Source organism: Gimibacter soli (genome assembly GCF_028463845.1).
Classification (GTDB): domain Bacteria; phylum Pseudomonadota; class Alphaproteobacteria; order Sphingomonadales; family Kordiimonadaceae; genus Gimibacter; species Gimibacter soli.
The window spans coordinates 3,260,343-3,280,358 of record NZ_CP116805.1; the positions used below are offsets into that span (position 1 = coordinate 3,260,343).

15 protein-coding genes are annotated in these 20,016 nt (G+C 61.9%); 5 read left to right on the top strand and 10 right to left on the bottom strand.

Features of this window, described 5'->3' with window-relative positions; translation table 11 throughout:
• Positions 1–18 precede the first annotated feature (18 nt).
• Genes PH603_RS15010 through PH603_RS15025 form a run of 4 tightly spaced genes read right to left on the bottom strand, consistent with a single transcriptional unit; the run spans position 19 to position 4,789 of the window.
• On the bottom strand, positions 19–1,101 hold the full coding sequence (locus PH603_RS15010) for an MBL fold metallo-hydrolase (RefSeq protein WP_289503496.1): 1,083 nt from the start codon (positions 1,099–1,101) through the stop codon (positions 19–21).
• The gene (locus tag PH603_RS15015; protein WP_289503497.1) at positions 1,098–2,423 is read right to left on the bottom strand and encodes a DsbA family protein; all 1,326 of its coding nucleotides are present in this window, start codon (positions 2,421–2,423) and stop codon (positions 1,098–1,100) included. Before PH603_RS15015 ends, PH603_RS15010 begins: the two co-directional genes overlap by 4 nt.
• 1 nt (position 2,424) lies before the next feature.
• Positions 2,425–4,071 carry a sulfatase-like hydrolase/transferase gene (locus PH603_RS15020; protein ID WP_289503499.1) on the bottom strand — a complete coding sequence of 549 codons (1,647 nt, stop codon included), beginning with the start codon at positions 4,069–4,071 and terminating at the stop codon, positions 2,425–2,427.
• A gap of 4 nt (positions 4,072–4,075) precedes the next feature.
• A complete protein-coding gene (locus PH603_RS15025; protein ID WP_289503501.1) occupies positions 4,076–4,789 on the bottom strand; it encodes a glutathione S-transferase family protein in 714 nt (237 codons plus the stop codon).
• A gap of 151 nt (positions 4,790–4,940) precedes the next feature.
• Between PH603_RS15025 and PH603_RS15030 the strand changes: the two genes are divergently transcribed.
• Positions 4,941–5,579 carry a TetR/AcrR family transcriptional regulator gene (locus tag PH603_RS15030; protein ID WP_289503503.1) on the top strand — a complete coding sequence of 213 codons (639 nt, stop codon included), beginning with the start codon at positions 4,941–4,943 and terminating at the stop codon, positions 5,577–5,579.
• A 12-nt stretch (positions 5,580–5,591) separates the two neighbouring features.
• Entirely contained in the window at positions 5,592–6,749 is a 1,158-nt protein-coding gene (locus PH603_RS15035; protein WP_289503505.1) for a glutathione S-transferase N-terminal domain-containing protein, read from the top strand.
• A 26-nt stretch (positions 6,750–6,775) separates the two neighbouring features.
• Here the strand turns inward: PH603_RS15035 and PH603_RS15040 are convergent, their stop codons facing one another.
• The gene (locus tag PH603_RS15040; RefSeq protein WP_289503506.1) at positions 6,776–8,533 is read right to left on the bottom strand and encodes an arylsulfatase; all 1,758 of its coding nucleotides are present in this window, start codon (positions 8,531–8,533) and stop codon (positions 6,776–6,778) included.
• 187 nt (positions 8,534–8,720) lie between these two features.
• On the opposite strand from PH603_RS15040, the gene PH603_RS15045 reads away from it, so the two are divergent.
• On the top strand, positions 8,721–9,983 hold the full coding sequence (locus tag PH603_RS15045; protein ID WP_289503508.1) for a spinster family MFS transporter: 1,263 nt from the start codon (positions 8,721–8,723) through the stop codon (positions 9,981–9,983).
• A 6-nt stretch (positions 9,984–9,989) separates the two neighbouring features.
• Here PH603_RS15045 and PH603_RS15050 read toward each other — a convergent pair whose 3' ends face one another.
• Positions 9,990–10,604 carry a TetR/AcrR family transcriptional regulator gene (locus PH603_RS15050; RefSeq protein ID WP_289503509.1) on the bottom strand — a complete coding sequence of 205 codons (615 nt, stop codon included), beginning with the start codon at positions 10,602–10,604 and terminating at the stop codon, positions 9,990–9,992.
• Positions 10,605–10,790: 186 nt separating this feature from the next.
• Between PH603_RS15050 and PH603_RS15055 the strand changes: the two genes are divergently transcribed.
• The gene (locus PH603_RS15055; RefSeq protein ID WP_289503511.1) at positions 10,791–13,310 is read left to right on the top strand and encodes a TonB-dependent receptor; all 2,520 of its coding nucleotides are present in this window, start codon (positions 10,791–10,793) and stop codon (positions 13,308–13,310) included.
• Positions 13,311–13,403: 93 nt separating this feature from the next.
• On the opposite strand, the gene asnB is transcribed toward PH603_RS15055, so the two are convergent.
• The 4 genes from asnB to PH603_RS15075 all read right to left on the bottom strand — a co-directional run bounded on the left by asnB (position 13,404) and on the right by PH603_RS15075 (position 18,495).
• Positions 13,404–15,434, bottom strand: coding sequence for an asparagine synthase (glutamine-hydrolyzing) (asnB, locus tag PH603_RS15060; protein WP_289503513.1), 2,031 nt, complete (start codon positions 15,432–15,434; stop codon positions 13,404–13,406).
• 52 nt (positions 15,435–15,486) lie between these two features.
• Positions 15,487–16,578 carry an aspartate/ornithine carbamoyltransferase family protein gene (locus PH603_RS15065; RefSeq protein ID WP_289503515.1) on the bottom strand — a complete coding sequence of 364 codons (1,092 nt, stop codon included), beginning with the start codon at positions 16,576–16,578 and terminating at the stop codon, positions 15,487–15,489.
• Between the two features lie 109 nt (positions 16,579–16,687).
• Positions 16,688–18,130, bottom strand: coding sequence for a sodium:solute symporter family protein (locus PH603_RS15070; protein WP_289503517.1), 1,443 nt, complete (start codon positions 18,128–18,130; stop codon positions 16,688–16,690).
• Positions 18,127–18,495 (bottom strand): hypothetical protein, encoded by a 369-nt coding sequence (locus PH603_RS15075; RefSeq protein WP_289503519.1) that lies wholly within the window; start codon positions 18,493–18,495, stop codon positions 18,127–18,129. The genes PH603_RS15070 and PH603_RS15075 overlap by 4 nt, the downstream gene beginning before the upstream one ends.
• A 244-nt stretch (positions 18,496–18,739) precedes the next feature.
• Between PH603_RS15075 and PH603_RS15080 the strand changes: the two genes are divergently transcribed.
• The gene (locus tag PH603_RS15080; RefSeq protein WP_289503521.1) at positions 18,740–19,984 is read left to right on the top strand and encodes a Zn-dependent hydrolase; all 1,245 of its coding nucleotides are present in this window, start codon (positions 18,740–18,742) and stop codon (positions 19,982–19,984) included.
• Positions 19,985–20,016: the final 32 nt, after the last annotated feature.

Here is a 20,016-nt window from a genome sequence, read left to right on the forward strand (position 1 = left end):
CGCCGTTTTTGTTGGCGCTCAGAACCAGTCTGTGAAGGTCACGTCCGTTCTGCCTGCGGGCAGCGACACCGCCATGCCGTCTTCCGCCACACGGATGGGGCCATCAAAGCGTGCGCCCGCCTCTCCCACAAAGGCCGGATACAGGATTTTGGAAGGCAGCGCCGGCACCACATGGGTCAGCACCAGCGCCTTCGCGCCAGCAGCCGTTGCCGCGTCCGCCGCTTCTTCGGGCGTCGTGTGATAATCAAGGATATCGCGGGTGATCTTTGCGAGCCGCGTATTGCCTGTGGCCTCCGCGCCTTCTGTAATGCGTGCAACGAGCTTCGGCTGCAATGCTTCGACGATCAGGAGATCCGCCCCCGCTGCCAACGCCTTGAAACCGGCCGAGGCTTTCGCATCCAGATCACCGCTCACCACAAGCGACCTGCCGCCATAATCGAAGCGGTAGGCAACGGCTGGCTTCACCGGATCATGGTCCACAAGCACGGCACGAACCGTGAGGTCGCCCGCGTCATACACGATGGCGGGGGCCATGCCCTGCAGGCTGAAGGACCGCGCCACCATCCCCGCGCCCGAGGGCGGCACGATATCTTCGCCGTGATGCGCCGGCCGGTAGATATCATCCAGTGCATAGGCCTTGTTAAAGCCTTCAACCACGCCTTCCACACCGTCCGGGCCATAAACGGGCAAAGGCGCCGTATTGCCGGTGCCGACCCAGCGCTGCATGGCGAGGTCGCCAAGGCCGCCGATATGGTCGGAATGATAATGTGTCAGGAAGGCCGCCTCGATCCGCCCGGCGGACAGGCCCATCATCAGTATGTTGGCCGTGCTGCCTGCCCCCGAATCCACCACAAAGAGATGGGTTCCGGCGATCACGAGGGTGCAGGCAGGCGCGCGGGTGGGGTCGGGGAGCGGCGATCCCGTTCCGCAGAAGGCCGCATGCAGGCCGTCCTTCAGGCCCGCCAGATGGTCGCGCCCCATGCGTTCCTTCACCTGCTTCGCATAAAGCCGGTCAGCAATCGGTTCGCGGTAGTGGTGGAACACTGCAGCCGCCACAGCGACAACGGCAACGACGCCGATGATCAGCTTGCCCATTTTCATGCCATGCCTTCCCCTTTCGCCGCGATGCGGGCGAGTTCTTCTTCCACGAGCCACAGCCGGTCCTGCCCCCAGACGGCAAGATCGCCGACATGGAAGGACGGCACACCCCAAAGGCCGAGAGACAAAAGCCGCGCCCGGTTCATTTCGGCCACCTTGCGCCAGCTATCATCGGCAAGGGCGGCTTCCACCGCAGACCAATCGATCCCGGCACGGGCAGCGATCCGCTTGAGGCCGGCGTCCGACCCCGCGTCGATGCCCTCGGCCCAAACCCCTTTCAGGAAGCTGATCAGGAAGTCCCGCCCCTTGCCCGCCAGGATGGCGTGATGCAAAACGGCAAGGCCACGCTCTGTCGGGCGGCCGACGGGGTCGCAGATATTCCCGAAGGGCAGACCAAGCCTTTCGGCTTCGCGTTTGGTATCGACAAGGAAATAGCGGCCCTTGCGCGGCGGCACCGGCAGGTTGCGCATCACCATCGGCAGCACGAAGCGGATTTCGGGCGTCGCGCCCCAGCGCTCGGCAAGTGCGAAGGCACGCTCCATGGCGATCCATGTATAAGGGCTGCGTAGCGAGGGATAGATTTCCAGCACCACCCCGCGCGCATCACCCCGCGCCTGCGTTTCCAGAAGCGCCGGGGCAAGCGGTGCCGCACCCTCCCGGCCCTGCCGCCGCACTTTCAACCCGTCCAGCCGGGCTTCCAGATAATGCAGCCGGTCCGCCCCCCAATACCATTCGCCACCATAATGGATGCTGCCCGCCTGAAAATGGCCGAGCCCGTTGCGTCGTTCGGTCCCCTCCGCCACGGCCTTGGCCGTCGCCTCCGCGCTCGCCTCGCCGTGCCGGTGCGCGAGTTCATCGAGCGCCACCGCATCGCCTGACCACACGGCCTTATCGACCGCGGTGGTAGCGGTAAGCGGATCAGGCCCGGAAAGCGCCGCCACCAGAATGGCCGTCGCACGCGCCATCAGGGCCGCATCCGGCGCATGGCCCGGATCGGTGAAACCAAGCCCGAACTTGCGGGCAAGCCTTGCGGCATCCAGCCGGGCGTAAGCGATCAGCCTTTCAGGCTCCGGCGCCACGGCAAGCTCGGGCGCGCCCACCGGCATCAGCTCGACTTCGATATCGTAACGCTCCCTGAGAGCCGCGACGAGGCCAACCATCAGGGCGCTGGTCGGATCGCCGAACCGGTGGAAATAGGCGATGCGGTGGGCGCGTCCGTCCCGGCGGCGGCGCCTTTCGGCTGACCAGCGCCGGAAGCCACGGCGTCTGCTGCTGGTCAGCAAACGGTAGACCTGACGGCGGAGCCATACTTTCGGTCTTTGCATGTCAGTTCGCCCAGTTCACATACTCGTCCTCGGGGGTTTTTTCCTCGAGGATATTCTTGTCGATATAAACGGGCGGCGCTACGAGGCTCGGCCAGATCGGCGTAGCCTGCTCGGCGTTCAGGGCATCAAGGGCTGCCCTCATCGCGGCGAGCCGCGCGGGCTCCCGCTCCGCCAGATTGACCTGTTCGGTCGGGTCTTCATTCAGGTTGAACAGCCAGGTCTTTTTCGGCAGCTCCGACACCTGCAGTTTCCAGCCCTTGTGCAGGAGCACACGGTAATGATCCGACCGCCAGAAAAGTGCGCGGTCGGCGGGCGGCGCATCGGGATTGGCGATCCGCGCCAGCATGTCCTGCCCGTCGATCTGCCGGTCAGTCGGGAGCGGTGCTCCGGCCGCGGCGGCAGCCGTCGCGAAGATATCGACATGGGCGGCGGGCTCATCAATCACAACGCCCGCGGGGATGCGATCCGGCCAAGAAACCAGCATCGGCACCCGGATACCGCCTTCAAAGAAGCTGGCCTTCCAGCCCCTGTAAGGCTTGTTGATATCAGGAAAGCCGATATAGCTCGCCCCGCCATTGTCGCTCGTGAAAATCACCATCGTGTTGTCGGCAATGCCTGCTTTATCGAGTGCAGCCTCGACCTTGCCGACGGCACGGTCCACGGCGCGGATCATGGCGCCATAGACGCGCAGGCGGTGGTCGGCGATGCCGGACAGGGCATCATAATCCGACTTCAGCGCCTGCAGCGGCGTGTGCGGGGCATTCAGCGCCAGATACATGAAGAAGGGCCGTCCGGCATTGGCCTCGATTGCCGACACGGCCTGATCGGCCAGATAATCAGTCATGTATCGGTCAGGGTGGAAGCGCTGCCCGCCATTATGGCTGACAGCATAGGTCAGGTTCGCCCAGAGGAACCGGTCAATGGGATCAAAATCATGGACCGAATTGACCACATCAGGGTGGTCTTTCGGCAGGAACATCGCGGCACCGGGCATGAAGCCCAGCCATTCGTCAAAACCCTGATTGTGCGGCCGGAACTTCTCGGCCCCGCCCAGATGCCATTTGCCAAGGAACAGGGTGCGATAGCCCCTCTGCTGCAACAACTCGGCGACGGTGATTTCCTCGCTCGGCAGCCCTTGGTCATCCAGCGGGATCGTATCGGCCTCGCGGTCAGCGTGGTAAACGGCCTGCTGCGGGCCATAGTCGAAGGAGCCGAGCAGCCGGTGGAATGGCACGGGCGCGGGCGTGAACTCAAATCCGAAGCGGGTTGCAAACCGCCCTGTCATGATCGCCGCACGTGACGGGGCGCAGGTAGCGTTCCCGGCATAGCCTGACGTGAAGGTCGCGCCTTCGGCCGCGATGGCATCGATACTCGGTGTCTGCACGGCACCGTCCGCAACGCCGCCGCCAAAGGTCGAGATATCGTTGATGCCCAGATCATCCACCAGAACGACAATGATGTTGGGCGGGCCTTTCTCGCCGGTCGGCGTCGGGCCCTTCTCCCACACCACCGGTTGGTTTTTGGCAATCGGGTCGCTGATCCGATCGATAATACCGGGGATGTAGATGCGATACTGGTAAAGCGCGCCAAGCCCAGCAGCGACGACAAGCGCCGCGCCGGCCAGCCACGCGGTGCGGGTACGGATCATGGGGCTATTCCTTGGCGTCGCCGGTATTCACAAGGGTGCGGGCCTGTTTGACGAAGGCATCCGTCTTTTCCTCTTTGCTGGAACCCGCCGAGGAAAGGAGCGCCGACATGTCGTAAGGCACCTTGATACCGGCCTGCGCCGCCGGGCGCTCGGCAATCTCGGCGATCCAGCGTTTCATGTTCGGGAAAGGATCGGTATCGACCCCCGACCACGCTGCCGTGCGCGCCCAGCACCAGTTGGCGATATCGGCAATCGAATAGTCGCCGGCCAGATACTGGTGATCCGCAAGCCGGGCATCCAGAACGCCGAAAAGCCGGGCGACCTCGCCCTGATACCGCTTGATGGCAAGGTCTATCTTTTCAGGCAGATAGCGGTAAAAGACATTCGCCTGCCCCATCATCGGCCCCACACCGCCCATCTGGAACATCAGCCACTGGATGACGGTCGAGCGGCCCTTCGCGTCCGCCGGCATCAGCTTGCCTGTCTTCTCGGCCAGATAAATCAGGATGGCACCGGACTCGAAGACCGCAAAATTGCCTTCTTCTCTGTCCACAATGGCCGGAATTCGTCCATTGGGATTGATTTTGAGATAATCGGGAGCCCGTTGCTGACCTTTCATCAGATCGATGGCATGCACCTCATAGGGCAAGCCGGTTTCTTCAAGCATTACCGAGGCTTTCCAGCCGTTTGGCGTTGGTGCCGTGTAAAGATCAATCATCGCTTCCTCCCTCCCGATCCGGTCAGACGGGACCCCTCCCCATACCGGTCATGGGAAGAACGATAAATTATGTCATAGCATGTGTCAATTGTTTGACGTGTGCGAGCGAGCGCGTTAAAAGTAACCTGTCGCGCCACGAGAAGGAATGAGTATGACTGACCTGCAACAAACCCGTGTGAGTACCGCTGACCTCGCCGGGATCGAAGACGGGCGCAACCGTCGCCGCGCCGCCAACCGCGACAAGATCGTGACGGCGTTTCTCACACTCGTGCGCGAAGGCAACCCGACACCGAGCGCGCAGGCCGTGGCCGAACATGCGGATGTGAGCCCGCGCACCGTTTTCCGTTGCTTCCAGGACATGGAAACGCTGTACCGCGAAATCTCGGTCCTGCTGCGCGAGGAATTCCTGCCCCGCGCCACGCTGAACCTGAACACGCCGGACCGGCGCGAGCGGCTGACCCGGCTGGTTTCGAACCGCACAAAGCTTTTTGAAGATATGCGCCCGTTCCGGCAGGCGGCCGAAGCTCAAAGCCATCTCTCGCCCACCCTTGCCACCGACAAGGCCTTCGTGACGGCGATCGAGAAGGAGCGCCTGCGGCAGGCCGTCAATCCCGATGGCAAGATGGACAAGACCCTGATGGACGCGCTGACCGCTGCCACCAGCTTCAATTACTGGCTGCGCCTCAGGGCCGAGCAGGAACTTTCGCCCGAAGATGCTGCCAAGGCTATGACCTTCGCGGCCTTCGCCATTTTCGATGCGGGCGCGGACGCAGGCCCCATCGCGCTATAGAAAGAAGCCCGGATGACCGATCCCTATATCCTCTATGGCGTGCCTGCCTCTTATTACACCGGCAAGGCCCGCGCCTATATGCGCAAGCAGCGCATCGATTTCGAGGAACGGTCATCCGCCCATCCGGCCTTTGCGAAGGATATCCTGCCCAAAACCGGGCGTATCCTGATCCCCGTGTTGCAAACACCAGAGGGCGAGGTCATCCAGGATTCGGATGATATCATCGGCTGGTTCGAGGATCGCGGCCTGTACCGGGCGAGTGCCCATCCCGCAGGCGCCTTGCAGCGTATCCTGTCGCACGCCTTCAATCTATTTGGTTCGGAGGGGATGACCCGCCTGGCCATGCATTACCGCTGGAGCGTGCTTGGCCAGCAGGAAGCTTTCATCGCGGCCGGTTTCGCCCATGGTGTTGCCCCGGAACTGAGCCCCGAAGCGGCGCTGCAGATGGCGCGACCGGTGATGGACAAGCTGGCGGGCTACCTGCCCGGGCTTGGTGTCACGCCGGAGACCATCCCGCTGGTGGAAGCCGCCTACCATGAGATGCTTGCCATCCTGCAGAAGCATTTCGAGAAGCATCCCTGCCTCTTTGGCGCATGGCCTTCGCTTGGCGACTATGGCCTGTACGGCCCCTTGTTTGCCCACCTCGGGCGCGATCCCGTGCCCGCCTTCGAGATGAAGACCAAGGCGAGTGCGGTGTTCCGCTGGACCGAACGGCTGAGTGCACCGAACCTCGATATCCCTGAATTCCCGAGCTATAGGGTGACCGGCTTTTTGCCGGACGGCGAGGTGCCCGCCACCATCGATGCCTTCTGCCGTTTCATGGCGGATGAAATGCTGACCGAACTGGCCGATCAGGTCGCAGCCCTTGCCCGCTGGCTGGAGGCAAACGACGCAGCGGAGGGCGCGCCGGTTGTCGACAAGCCCCACAAGCGCTCCATCGGCCGGGTCGAGACACACTATCGCGGCAAGCCCATCACCACGGGCCTGTCGCCCTACCGGATGCTGTTGTTGCAGAAGCTGCAGGATGCTTTTGATGCCCTGACGGCGGATGAACAGGCGAAGGTGCGGGACTATTTCGCGAAAGTGGGGCTCGCGCCCCTCCTCACCCTGCGCCCGGCCCGCCGTGTGGAGCGGCGCGGCAATATCGAGGTTTGGGGGAAGGCGGCCTGAGCCGCCCTCCCGTTCGCTCCCTTGAACTAGTGCCGGCGGATCAGCCGGATGATCCCCCAGACCAACAGGCCCAGAAGCCCCAGAGCGCCGGCAAGCACCAGCGCGAAAACCCAGCCATAATATTTCAGTTGCTTCAGCATCGCGTTCTTGGCGATCTGCTTGTGGATATTGTAGCCCGCTGGCAGTTCCTGCACGCCGTTCACCTCAGCATAGGTCGCATAGTCGGCATGCATCGCGGCCACAACATCCGGATGGCTTTCGCTCAGGTCCGTCGTCTCGCCGGGATCGGTCGCCATGTCAAAGAGTTGCCATGTGCCGTCGCCCCACGGCGGCATGTTGCGGACGAGCTTCCAGTTGCCCTTATAGAGCGCCGCATTGCCTGAAACTTCCATCCCGACTGCATCGTCTGGGCCATAGGCATGGCCACCATCGTTGACGACCGGACGCAGGCTGCGGCCCGTCATGTCGCCCGCCTGTTCACCAGCGCCTGCGTAATCAAGGAGGGTCGGCGCGATATCGGTGACAAAGCCAAGCGCGCCGGTACGAGCACCCGGCACCACACCCGGCCCCGCCATCACGAAGGGCACCCGCATGCCGCCCTCGGACGCATAGAATTTAAAGAGGCTATGGGGAGCTGCAGCCGCCGTCGCCCACTCCGGCCCGATGAAGGCATAGCTGCCCTCTTCACCAAGATTATCCAGCCGGCGGTCATAATCGTTGAAATACATCCAGGTGGTGAAGCCCGTCTGCGCCACCGGATTGCTGGGCTCCGGCCCGTTATCCGAGGTGACGATAATGACGGTGTTCTCCAACTGACCGGTGGCGCGCAGGTGATCGATCAGGCGGCCCAGATGATGGTCCATCGCCTCGATCATGCCGGCATTCACCGCCATCGAACGGGCATAGATGGCGCGGTCTTCATCGCTCAGGTCCGCCCATTTGCGCAGGCGGTCCGGCATCGGCTTCAGGGGCGCCCCTTCAGGCGCCAGCCCCAGTTCGCGAGCGCGGTTGAAACGTGCTTCACGGAGGTTTTCCCAGCCCGCCTCATAGACGTTTTCATAATGGTCCGTATATTCCTTCGGCGCCTGCACCGGGATGTGGATGGCCTGAAAGGCAAGATAGGCGAAGAAAGGCTTGTCCTTGTCGGCGCCCGCCTCATCCAGATAGTCGATCATCTTGTCGACAAGGAATTCGGACGAATAGAAATCATCCGGCAGCGTGGTGCGCTTGTCGCCTTCAAACCAGTCTGCGGTTTTGTAATAGGGCATGTAGGACTTCTGTTCCCAGTTGTCCGCCCCCGAAGCATCAAGGATGAAGGACCGGTCGAAGCCATGGTCCACCGGCAGGTCACCCTTTTCGTGGCCGAGGTGCCATTTGCCGGTCATCAGCGTGCGGTAGCCCGCGCCCTTCAGCCGCGTGGCAATCGTCGTCACGCCGGGTTCCAGCCGCATGGCATAGCCGGGTTTGCCGACATGCTCTGGCGGCAGCACTTCAGGGATGGTGGCAAGCCCCGTGCGGTGGTTATCAAGCCCGGTCAGCAGCATGGCGCGCGACGGAGCACACAGCGGCGAGGTGTGATAATTGGTGAACATCGTGCCGCGTTCGGCGATCTCGTCAATCGTCGGTGTGTGCGCTTCGCCGCCATAAGTGCCAAGATCCATATAGGCGGCGTCATCGATCAATACGACCAAAAAGTTCGGGCGCGCAGGCACCTCATCGTCCGCCGCTACTCCCACAGCGAAAAGAAGCGGCACCATCAGCCGCGCCAGCCAGCCACGCGTCATCCTTCGTCTCCTCCATCTCTCCCGGCGCCAATGTTATGTCATATAGTGTGACAATTCAATCCCGCATGTCCGCCTGACGGCTTCGTGACACAAGGGGGCTGGATTTGACGGCCAAGGTCCGCCATGCTCGCGCCGGGAACCCGGATAGCCGGGAGTGGAAACGCGACGACACGCGAGGGAGATTTATATGGTTCAGGAAAAGGCCCGGAGCCCGCATCTGGTGCTGGCGATGCTGCTCCTTGTTTATGTGTTCAACTTCCTGGACCGGCAGATTCTCGGCATCCTTGCCCAGCCCATCAAAGCCGACCTTGGCCTTTCGGACACCGAGCTTGGCGCACTTGGCGGCATTGCCTTCGCACTTCTCTATTCAGTGCTCGGTGTACCCTTCGCCGTGATTGCCGATAAAACCAGCCGCAGCGGCGTGATTGCCATTTCGCTCGCGGTATGGAGCGGCTTTACCGCCCTTTGCGGCCTCGCCACCGGCTTCTGGCAGCTGTTCCTGTTCCGCCTTGGGGTCGGGGTCGGGGAAGCGGGCGGCGTGGCGCCATCTTATGCGCTCATCGCCGATTATTTCCCGCCGCACCAGCGCGCCCGGGCATTGTCGATCTATTCGCTCGGCATCCCCTTGGGGCTTGCCGGCGGCGCCTTCTTCGGTGGCTGGATCGCCGAAACCGTGGAATGGCGGGTTGCCTTCATCACTGTCGGTATTGCCGGGGTCGTGATCGCGCCCGTGTTCAAATATCTGGTGAAGGACCTGCCCCGGCCGGCACCCACAGCGGCCGCAGCGCGCGTGCCGGTTTCGGCCGTGTTCAAGATTGTCGCCAAAAAACCAAGCTTCTGGCTGATGGCTTTCGCTGCATCCTGCAGCTCGCTTGTCGGCTACGGCCTCGCCTTCTGGGTACCGTCGGTGATGATCCGGTCCTTCGGCTTCAGCCTTCTTGAGGCCTCGCAATATATGGGCTCGCTGCTCCTCGTGGGGGGCACCGCCGGCGTGTTCGCGGGCGGATGGCTTGCCGACAAGCTCGGCAGCAAGGACCGAGGCGTCTATGCCCGCCTGCCCGCCATCGCCTGGCTGATCTGTGCGCCGCTGTTCGCGACCGCTCTCCTCTCGGATTCGCCCTTCATTGCCTGGTTCCTGCTGGTGATCCCGAACGGGCTGAACCTTCTGTGGCTTGGCCCCATCACGACGGCAATCCAGCATCTGGTGCCGCAGGCGATGCGGGCCACTGCCTCCGCAAGCTTCCTCTTCATCAACAACCTGATCGGCCTTGGCCTCGGCTCGCTGGTGATGGGCACGATGTCGGACATGATGACGGCGCGTTTCGGCAACGATTCTTTGCGCTACAGCGTGGTCGCGGCGCTTGCCTTCTATCTCCTCGCGGCGTTCCTGATCCTCTTTGCAGTCAAGACCCTGCGCAAGGACTGGGAAGACGAGCCGCAGCAGGCCTGACGATACTTATCCGGCAGCGGCCATGGCGGCTGCCGGATCTGCCTCCAGCCCACCGAGCATCATGGTGACGATCGTGCCTTCAAGGCTTTCGACCGTCAGCCCCTCCACAGCCGGAATCCATTTCGCCAGCCAGATGACCATCCCGATGATCAGCTGGGCCGCGATCCGCGTGTCGCAAGGCACGATGGAGCCGTCCTTGATTCCGTCCTTCAGGATATGCTCGAGCATGCCTTTCAGCCGGTCGGCCCACTGGGTGATCTTCCGCCGCTGTTCATCGCCAAGATAGGAATAGTCACCGAAATAAAGCTGCGGCCCGTTTTCAAACTGGTCTTCGAGCACGCGCCTGATCAGGCACCGCATGCGCGCGGCACCCGTGCCTTCGGCGTCTTCGGCATGCTTCAGAAGCTTCTCGAAACGCTCGAACGAACGGCAGTGGCAGGCATAGGCCAGCGCCACCTTATTCGGGTAATAATAGTAAAGCGTGGCATCGCGCAGATTGAGCGATGCAGCGATCTCCGACATGGTCGCCCGTGCGAAACCCTTGGCGTTGATAACGCCAGTGGCCGCATGAACGATTGAGTCGCGCTTGCCGTCAGACTTACGGCTTCGCGAAACGGCCATGGGCATTCCCCTCCCCGACAGCCCTCCCTGGCCGTCAATTGCCCTCTCTCGACGCCGACTTTCCCTGATTTTACGGGTGATTGGCAAGCCAAAGTGTGGACCAAACGAAAATTCTTCTAGTCAACATTAGAATTTAAGGCTCTAATCGGGTCATCGCGTCGTGGGGACGACGCAAGGGAGGAATTCATGATCAGGAACCAGTATTTCGGGGCCTCTATGCTCGCGCTTGTCGCCAGCATGCCGGCTTTCGCTCAAGACGCTGCCGGCCAGGCCGGCGATGACTTTGCAATCGACGAAATCGTCGTAACCGCCCAGAAGCGCGAACAGACCCTTCAGGATGTTCCGATCTCGGTTGCGGTGACCAGCCAGGCAACGATCGAAAAGGCGCAGGTGCGCGACATGATCGACCTGCAGACGGTTGTACCCTCGCTGAGCGTTTCGCAGCTCAACGCCACGGGCCAGACCAACTTCAGCATCCGCGGCTTCGGCAACGGTAACGGCAACGACGGTATCGAAGCGTCGGTCGGCGTCTTCATCGACGGTGTTTACCGCTCGCGCACCTCGTCCGCCCTTGATGACCTGCCGGAAATCGAGCGCGTCGAAGTGCTGCGCGGCCCGCAGTCGACCCTTTTCGGCAAGAACGTGTCGGCCGGTGCCATCAGCATCGTCACCGCCAAGCCGCAGTTTGAATTCGGCGGCAAGGCCGAAGTCAGCGTCGGCAACCTTGACCAGCGCCTTGTCAAAGCCTCGATCACCGGCCCGCTCAGCGACACCGTGGCTGTCCGCGTTTCGGGCAACTACAACAAGCGTGATGGCTATTTCGACAATCTGACGACCGGTACGGACGTGAACAACCGCGACCGCTGGTCGGTTCGTGGTGACCTCCTCTGGAATCCGAACGAGGATTTCACGCTGCGCGTCATCGGCGACTATAACGAGATGAACGAACGCTGCTGCGGCGTGGTCACCATCCTCAACGGCCCTGCCACCCAGTTCATCGGCGCACCCTCGCCGTTTGGCCTCGGCAAGCCGATTGGCGACCCGGATGCCATCTTCGACCGCGACGTGATCTTCAACGCTGACCCTGCAAACAAACTGAGCGGCAAGGGCATTTCGGCCCAGGCTGACTGGCAGTTTGACGGCATGGCGCTGACCTCGATCACCGCATGGCGGAATCAGAAAAACGCCTCGAACCAGGATATCGACTTCACCGGCGCCTCGATTTCCGAGAACGCCACCCAGAACGATATCAAGACCTTCACCCAGGAACTGCGCCTGACCTCCACGGGTGACGGCCCGCTGACCTGGCAACTTGGTGCCTTCTATCAGGACGAGAAGATCAACACCGGCCGCGACATCAGTTATGGCACCGATATCCGTGCCTTCGCTGATGGCCTTTCGGGTCAGGTTCCGGCGACCCTGCTCGGCGCCCTGCCGCCGCCGCTTGCGGCCGCGCTCAACGGTCGTTCGAACATCTTCGCCCTCGAATTCCTGCAAAGCCTCGTCAACCCCAGCATCGTGCCGGGCGCGACCTACTTCCAGGCGGGCGACGGCATCCATGACTTCTACGACATGGACCAGCGCTCTTACTCGCTCTTTGGCCAGTTCGACTATGAAGTCACCGAGCGCCTGACCTTCACCGGCGGCCTCGCCTACCTCAACGACCGCAAGGAAGTTGTGTCGGACGTGGTGCTGAACGATCCGTTCTCGTCGCTTAACCTGCAGGCTGTGCCCGAGTTTCCGTTCCTCGGCCTGCCGGGCAACATCTATGGCGGCCTTGGTGCCCTGCAGTTCTTCTATGGCAACACGCAGAACCACGCGCCCGTCAACTTCCCGAACTCGGATGAAGACGGCATCCTTAAAGGTGACAAGCTCACCTATGCGGCCCGTGTCTCCTACGATATCGGCGATGTGAACACCTACATCAGCTACGCCAAGGGCTGGAAAGCCGGTGCCTACAACCTGTCGTCCGACAGCCGCCCGGCTGACGTGAACGGCGTTGGTCGCTCGGCTGGCCCCGAAGATGTGACTGTGATCGAAATCGGCGCGAAAGCCCGCTTCGAGCGCGGCTTCATCAACGTTGCCCTCTTCGACCAGCAGATCAAGGGCTTCCAGTCGAACGCCTTCACCGGCCTCGGCTACAGCCTGGTGAACGCCGGCAAGCAATCCACCAAGGGTGTCGAGGTCGATGCCTCTTACTTCCCGGTTGACTGGATCGCGCTGACCGGTGCTGTCACCTACCTTGATCCGACCTACGACAGCTTCCCCGGTGCCGCTTGCGTATCCTACGACACCGTCCGTTGCCCGGTTGACCCGGCGACCGGTCGCCGTCCGAACTTCCGTGACCTGACCGGCGACACGCCGGCCGGTATCCCGGAATGGACCTTCTCGACCTCGGCTACCATCACCCGTCCGATCACGGACACGATGGAAGGCTTCCTGCGCGTCGAATACTATTATGTCAGCGACACGCACCTCACCGAGACGACCCCGCCGGAAGTTGCCACCTACGGCACCAACCAGATCAACGCCAGCTTCGGTATCACCAACGAGGAACTTGGCCTCGAGGTCATGCTGTGGGCCCGTAACCTGACGAATGACGAAGCACTTATCTCGTCCTTCCCGACGGTTGCGCAGGACGGCAGCTATAGCGGCTACCCGAATGCACCGCGCACCTGGGGCGTGAATGTGAAGAAAACCTTCTAAGCGGTCAGCCTCCGCTTGAAAAAGAACCGGCCGCCCTGAGACACCCAGGGCGGCCGGTTTGCATTTCGGGGGATGATCCCTCGTGGCGGCGGATCAGGCCACCGCCGGTTCCTTGACGATCCAGCCGAGCGATCGGGCACGTTCAGCCGCCAGCGCCGGGATGTCCGTCGCGATCAGCTTGCGGTGCAGGATCTGCACACCCAGCATGTGATTGAGCATGGCATCGAGCTGCACCAGCCGCGCCCGGCTGGTGTTTTCCGATTGCGCCTCAGCCAGCAGGCGGCGCACGCCGGCACCATCCAGAAGGCCGCTGTCGAGGATCGCCTGATCGTTCAGGTGATCCTGCGCCAGTTCCATCATCGCAGACCATTTGTCCTTGTTGGTGGTGGCGGGCGGCGCCATGAAGGCAAACTTCTCGCGCTCGTAAAGCGTTTTCGGCAGCAGGCCCTTCATCGCTTCCTTCAGCACATATTTCTCGCGCCGGTCCTTGATCCGGTGCAGCGGCGGAATGCGCGTTGCGGCCTCAGCCAGATGGTGATCAAGGAAAGCGGGCCGTGCCTCCATCGAGTTCGCCATATCGACCCGGTCACCGCCCCATGTCAGGATCTGGCCTTCGAGCATCGTCTTCGACCACACATATTGCGCGCGGTCCAGCGGGTGACGGCCATCAAGCTTGGCCCTGTCCAGCCGCTCGGCAATCGCATGGCCGGGCTTATAGTCGGCGAGAAGGCCAAGGCGGTCACGGTTCAGCACATCACGCGCCGTTTCCTCGCAGGCGAGCCACGGCTGCAGGCAGGACGGCGTGAAGCCGACCCGGTCGGTCAGGAAGGGATCGTCCAGCTCGTCGTCCGCCAGCATCGCGCCCTTGAAGAGCTTGTTGCTTTCGCCAAGCATCGCTTCCCAGCGGCGCCGTTCGGTTTCCGGCAGGTCATCCAGCCCGTGCAGGAACAGGTCGCGCCGGAACGACGGATAGCCGGCAAAAAGCTCGTCCGAGCCTTCGCCCGTTACAACCACCTTGTAACCTGCCTCGCGCACATGGCGGCTCATCAGGAACTTGGCGACAGCCAGCGTGTTATAGATGGTGCGTTCGGTGTGCCAGATCGTTTCCTCGAAATGGCCGTAAAGCGCATTGGCATCAAGCCGCAGGATATCCTGATCGGCCCCGGTCGCCGCTGCCATTTCCTTGGCAATCGGCGTCTCATCGTAGGCCGCATCCGTGAAGCCGATGGTAAAGGCCTTCACCGGCTGCTGGCGCATGGCGGCCGAAAGGCCAAGGATCGAGCAGCTGTCGACCCCGCCGGAGAGGTAGCAACCGACCGGCACGTCGGCCTCAAGCCGCAGGCGCACTGCCTCGGTCAGCCCCTCGCGGACGGTTTCGCTGCTTTCCTCTTCGCTTTTCGGGCCCTGGTGGAAGCTCGCGTCCGGGAACTCGACATCCCAATAGGGGCGATCCTGGATCTCGTAGCCAAGGCCCTGACGGCGGAAGGTCACCACATGGCCCGGCTTCACCTGCGTGATGCCTTCATAGGCCGTGGTGCCCGGTACCATCACCTGCATCAGCTGGTGCAGGAGCCCCTGATTGTTGAAGCGGCGCGGCACAGCGGGGTGCGCCATCACCACCTTGATCTCGGACCCGAAGACAACGCCCTCGTCGCTGGCATGATAATAAAGCGGTTTGATGCCGAAGCGGTCACGCACCAGATGCAGCGCATCTTCCTTGGCATCATACAGCGCGAAAGCGAACTCGCCGCGCAGGCGCCGCAGCGTTTCATCAAGCCCGAACCGCGGGAACAGGTGCAGGATGATCTCGCTATCCGACTTTGTGCGGAAGCGCGCGCCCCGGCTCGTCAGGTCTGTCCGGATGCGCTGATAGTCATAAAATTCGCCATTGTGGGCGAGGAGAAGCGAGCCGTCGGCGCTCTTGAAGGGCTGCCGTCCGCGGTTCTCGTTCAGGTCGATGATCGAAAGCCGGGCGTGGGAAAAGCCCACCCCCTTGCCATTCATCATTTCGACACCGAAACCATCGGGGCCACGGTGGTACTGGATCGCCGCCATATTGGCGAGCAACTGGGGATCGACAGGTTTTTCAGGCTCACGGTGAAAAATACCGGCAATGCCGCACATGGGAGACCTTTCTTTTTATCATTCCTTGTAGTTTTGAAGTCCGGGCAAAGGCTCAGACAATGTCCATGACCATTTCGGTCCGCTGCACCATGCAGGTCAGCAGCGCCATCCGGATGAACACGGCACCCCGCGCCTGCGCGAAGTACCAGTTGTGGGGCGTGTTATCGAGCGAGGTGCAAAGCTCAGGCCCGCGGGCCAGCGGATGCAGCACAATCGCGCTCGACTTGAGCGGGGAACTGGCATCAAGCTTCAGTTCCTCGCCCATCACCTCGAAGCTGTCCTTCACCCATGCGATCGCGTTGATATAGACAACGTCAAGGGTCGGCAGGACGCCGTTGAGATCAGACGTTTCGCTGATCGTCAGGCCGTCCCGCATCAGGTTTTCGCGCTGCTCGGGGGCGAACAGCGGTTCCTGCTTGCCATCATGGACCACCACGACTTCCTCGATTGCATCCGAGAAACGGCTGAGGAGCGTGAGCAGGCTGCGCACCGTGCGCATGCGCTCCGGCACGCCAACAATACCGATGCGGATCGGGTTTTCCGGCTTGTCGGCCAGGAGGTCCGGCCGCCATTTCATGATGGCATAGAGATCGGCCAGCGCCTGTGTCGGGTGCTCATCGCAGCCATTTCCCGCATTGATGATGGGAATGCGCAGCGAGTTCATCATTTCCATCACGGATTCGGCGCGGCTGTCGCGGAGTACGACGCAGTCGCCATAATTGTTGAACATCTCGGCCACGTCCGAAAGGCTCTCGCCCTTGGCGATACCGGTTGTCGAACGGTCGGTGATCGACATGATATCGCCGCCAAGCCGGTGCCACGCGCTTTCGAATGAAAGCCGGGTACGTGTGGACGGCTCATAGAAGGCGCTGATCAGCAGCTTGCCAGCCAGCGGCTTCAAAGGCGTGCCGTAGCGTTCCGGGTTGGCCTCATATTTCGCGGCCAGCCGGAAAAGCTGCATCAGGAGCGGGCGCTCAAACTGCGCGGCAGACGCAATATGGCTGTGCGCGAGGGCCCGCAGATAGTCATGCTCCTCATGGATCGCACGCAGCAGATCACGCGGATGGGCGTCGCCGTAAACGTCCGGCCGGGTCGGCTCGAACGAGGCGGCGCCTTCGAAGATCGCGGCTTCAGCCCTTACCATAGCTTGTTCTCCTTCACGTCGCGCCAGACCAGGGTGACAAGCACCGCGGGCGCAATCGCCGTCATCACAAGGGCGGGCATCACAAGGGATGCGAGGGTCGAAGCGGAAATCATGACAAGTCTCCTGTGGAGCTTTGGCGGGCAGCCGTCAGGTTTGCCCAGTCGAAGGAAGGCCGCTGGAGGAAGGCAAGTGCCATCACGGCCATCGAGATGCCGGCGGATACAAGCGCCGCGACATAGAAACCAATGGTGAAATAGGCAGCAAGGCCACCGACAGAGCCAAGAAGCATGGCAGCGGTCGCATGCACGCCGTTGCCGCGCTTGTAAAGTAGCCCCACCGCAATCGGCCAGATCGTGCTTGCCACAAAGGCACCGGTGAAATGTAGAAGCGAGCCGAGTGTCGCCAGCCGCATCAGGCTAAGGGCCCATGTCGTGGCACCAAGCCCGATGATGATCCAGACCGCCGCCTTGCGAAGTTCTGCGTCAGATGCCGCCGGACGGATATGGCCTTTGTAGATATCCTTGACGATCAGGTCGCTGGTGGCGGCGAGAACGCTATCGAGGCTTGAGGCAAGGGCTGCAAACACCACGACAAACACAAGGATACCGCCGAACAGGCCGAACAGTTTGCCGGCGACAAGCGGTGCGACCATATCCGGCGACGGCACATTGATGCCAAGTGCCGGAGCTGCAAGGGCAATCAGCCCCGCCACAATCGGGATCGGCAGCCAGAAGACACCGGCAGTGAGGTAAGCCCGGAAGCCTACACCCGGCGCGAAGGCAAAAGCGCGCGACCACCAGACGTTCGAGTGGAAAATCTCCCCCACCCCGAAGAACAGGTTATTGAACAGGAACATGATCGACGCCGGCAGCAGCATGTTCAGAAGCTCGGGCCGTTCTTCTGAAAGCGAGGCGTGAATCGTCTCGAACCCGACTTCGTCAACCACCAGCACACCAAGGGCGACGACGCCGACAAGGATCAGGATCGTCTGGATGAAATCGGTGCCGATCACCGCCTTCAGCCCCCCGAACACGGTGTAAAGCGTGCAGATCGCCACGATCACCGTCATCCCGTACGCATAGGGAATGCCGGAGAGCGCGTTGATGAGGAGCCCGCCCGCCATGCCAAGGCTGATCAGCCAGCCGAGGCTGTAGAAAAAGGAAATGCCCAGAAACACGCGCCACGCCGTGCGGCCATAACGCAGGCGGATGAAGTCACCGCTTGTATAGCCCTGCGGCATCAGGGTGCGGATCCGCCGGGCAAGCGGCGCGAACAGGATGAGCCCGACAGCGCCAAGCGAGTAACCGACCATGCCCCAAATCCCGAGCTGATAAGTCAGCTGCGGCGCCGTCATGGTGGTGTTCGACGTCACCCATGTTGCCATCGCGGTGGCGACGGCAAAGCCCATCCCGACCTTGCGGCCCGCGAGCATATAATCTTCAAGCGAATTATTGTTCCGCCCGAGCCACCAGCCGATCAGCACCCACAGCACCGAAAAGGCGCCGATGATGATCCAGGCGTCATAGGCTGGGAGAACCGCATTGGCATTCATGACGGCTCTCCTTCACCATCTTCATGCCGCTGCGTGCCCACAACAAGCAGCACAACAAGCACGGCCAGCATCACAGCACCTGCCGCGAAAAAGCCGAACGCCCGCGACAGCGGATGATGGGCAACCGTCAGGCCGAACTCCGGCCCCGGCGGGCCGTTGTCGGCGCTCAGCCGGAAACGATAGTCGCCATCCGCAAGGCCGCTGAGGGTCGTTGCCCGGTCGCCGCCTTCATAGATGATACGCCACTCATCCCCTTCATATTCTTCGAGAAGGAAGGAGTTGCCCTCCACCACCGGCCACGCGAGTGTCGCATAGCCCGCACTTCTGCCGTCATCCGCCAGCGTCAGCGTCTGACCAAAAGCCATCGGCGCCGATGCCGAAAAAACGGTCATTAGCATTAGAATTCTAAACAACATTGGACTTTGAAAGCTCGCTTTCCATTTCCCTGCTATCAGGCGAAAACAGCGCCATAAGTTCTCCCTATGGCGCCGTGTGCGAGCCGGAATCATACACAAAATTACTTCGATTTCAAAATATTTGTTCTGGAAATAGGCTGCACGCTCCGGCAGAGTCCGGCGCGAGGGGCCAGAACAGAAAGGACGGACAGCCATGCCAACCGTTTCGATCGACCGTATCGAAAATGACCTGATGACCCTTGCCAAGATCGGCTTCAACGAACAGGACCGGGGGGTCTACCGTCAGGGCTTTTCAGACGCAGACATGGAAGCCCGGCGCTGGCTGATGGCCCGCATGGAAGACGTAGGCATGACGGCGCGGCTGGACGGCGCCGGCAACGTGGTCGGCCGGATCGGCCCCGATGACGCGCCCGCCGTGATGATCGGCTCGCACCTCGATTCCGTGCCCGCCGGCGGCATCTTTGATGGCACGCTGGGCGTGATCGCGGGCCTCGAATGCGTCCGCGTGGTGCAGGAAGAAGGCTTGCCCCTGAACTGCGCCATCGAACTGGTGGCAACGAGCGAGGAAGAAGGCCGTTTCGGCGGCATGCTTGGCGCACAGGCCTTGGCCGGCTGCGTAACGCTCGACTGGCTGGAATCAGCGAAGGATTCGAAAGGCAACAGCCTGAAGGATGCGATGGCCGCCCAGGGCCTTGATCACCGCGCCGCCCTCCATGCCCGGCGCGACCCCGAAAGCCTCAAGGCCTATCTTGAACTTCATGTCGAACAGGGGCCGGTTCTTGAGGCCGAGGGCAAGACAATCGGCGTGGTCGAAGGCATCTCGGGTGTGTTCAAATGGATGGTGCGGCTGATCGGCAAGGCGGATCACGCCGGCACCGCGCCCATGGAACTGCGCAGCGATGCCTTCCAGGGCCTTGCCGACTTCGCCCACGAAATCAAACGCATCATCGAGGAAGACGGCACCGACAAATCCCGCATCACCATAGGCTATGTGCAGTTGAAGCCGGGTTTCGCCCACACGGTGCCGGGCGAGGTGGATTTCACCATCGTTGGCCGCGATCTTGACCCCGAGGTGATGAAGGCCCTTGCTGCTTCCTGCCGCCGCGTCCTTTCCGCCATCGCGCGCCGCCACCGGCTGATGTTCGAATATGAGCAGATGAGCTGGCTGGAACCGCAAGCCTGCACGCCTGCCATCGTCGATCTCATCGACCGCAAGACCAAGGCACGCGGATACAGCCACATTAAGATGCCTTCGGGTGCCGGGCATGATGTGCAATTCCTCGCCCGCGTAACCGATGCCGGGCTCATCTTTGTGCCAAGTGTGGGCGGCGTCAGCCACGCCCCCGACGAATGGACCCACTGGGGCGATGTGGAGAAAGGCGCCAATGTCCTCCTTGATTGCCTGATCGACCTGATAAGCGATGGCAAAGCGACCTGAGGCCGCCATTGCCTCCGGCCCGCCCTTCGGGC

What these genes read in the sequence shown, in the direction of transcription:
- PH603_RS15030 (WP_289503503.1), top strand. Translation starts at nt 4,941, where the DNA reads ATGACTGACCTGCAACAAACCCGTGTGAGTACCGCTGACCTCGCCGGG.
- PH603_RS15055 (WP_289503511.1), top strand. Translation starts at nt 10,791, where the DNA reads ATGATCAGGAACCAGTATTTCGGGGCCTCTATGCTCGCGCTTGTCGCC.
- PH603_RS15070 (WP_289503517.1), bottom strand. Translation starts at nt 18,130, where the DNA reads ATGAATGCCAATGCGGTTCTCCCAGCCTATGACGCCTGGATCATCATC.
- PH603_RS15065 (WP_289503515.1), bottom strand. Translation starts at nt 16,578, where the DNA reads ATGGTAAGGGCTGAAGCCGCGATCTTCGAAGGCGCCGCCTCGTTCGAG.
- PH603_RS15040 (WP_289503506.1), bottom strand. Translation starts at nt 8,533, where the DNA reads ATGACGCGTGGCTGGCTGGCGCGGCTGATGGTGCCGCTTCTTTTCGCT.
- PH603_RS15010 (WP_289503496.1), bottom strand. Translation starts at nt 1,101, where the DNA reads ATGAAAATGGGCAAGCTGATCATCGGCGTCGTTGCCGTTGTCGCTGTG.
- asnB (WP_289503513.1), bottom strand. Translation starts at nt 15,434, where the DNA reads ATGTGCGGCATTGCCGGTATTTTTCACCGTGAGCCTGAAAAACCTGTC.
- PH603_RS15050 (WP_289503509.1), bottom strand. Translation starts at nt 10,604, where the DNA reads ATGGCCGTTTCGCGAAGCCGTAAGTCTGACGGCAAGCGCGACTCAATC.
- PH603_RS15080 (WP_289503521.1), top strand. Translation starts at nt 18,740, where the DNA reads ATGCCAACCGTTTCGATCGACCGTATCGAAAATGACCTGATGACCCTT.
- PH603_RS15075 (WP_289503519.1), bottom strand. Translation starts at nt 18,495, where the DNA reads ATGGCTTTTGGTCAGACGCTGACGCTGGCGGATGACGGCAGAAGTGCG.
- PH603_RS15035 (WP_289503505.1), top strand. Translation starts at nt 5,592, where the DNA reads ATGACCGATCCCTATATCCTCTATGGCGTGCCTGCCTCTTATTACACC.
- PH603_RS15025 (WP_289503501.1), bottom strand. Translation starts at nt 4,789, where the DNA reads ATGATTGATCTTTACACGGCACCAACGCCAAACGGCTGGAAAGCCTCG.
- PH603_RS15020 (WP_289503499.1), bottom strand. Translation starts at nt 4,071, where the DNA reads ATGATCCGTACCCGCACCGCGTGGCTGGCCGGCGCGGCGCTTGTCGTC.
- PH603_RS15015 (WP_289503497.1), bottom strand. Translation starts at nt 2,423, where the DNA reads ATGCAAAGACCGAAAGTATGGCTCCGCCGTCAGGTCTACCGTTTGCTG.
- PH603_RS15045 (WP_289503508.1), top strand. Translation starts at nt 8,721, where the DNA reads ATGGTTCAGGAAAAGGCCCGGAGCCCGCATCTGGTGCTGGCGATGCTG.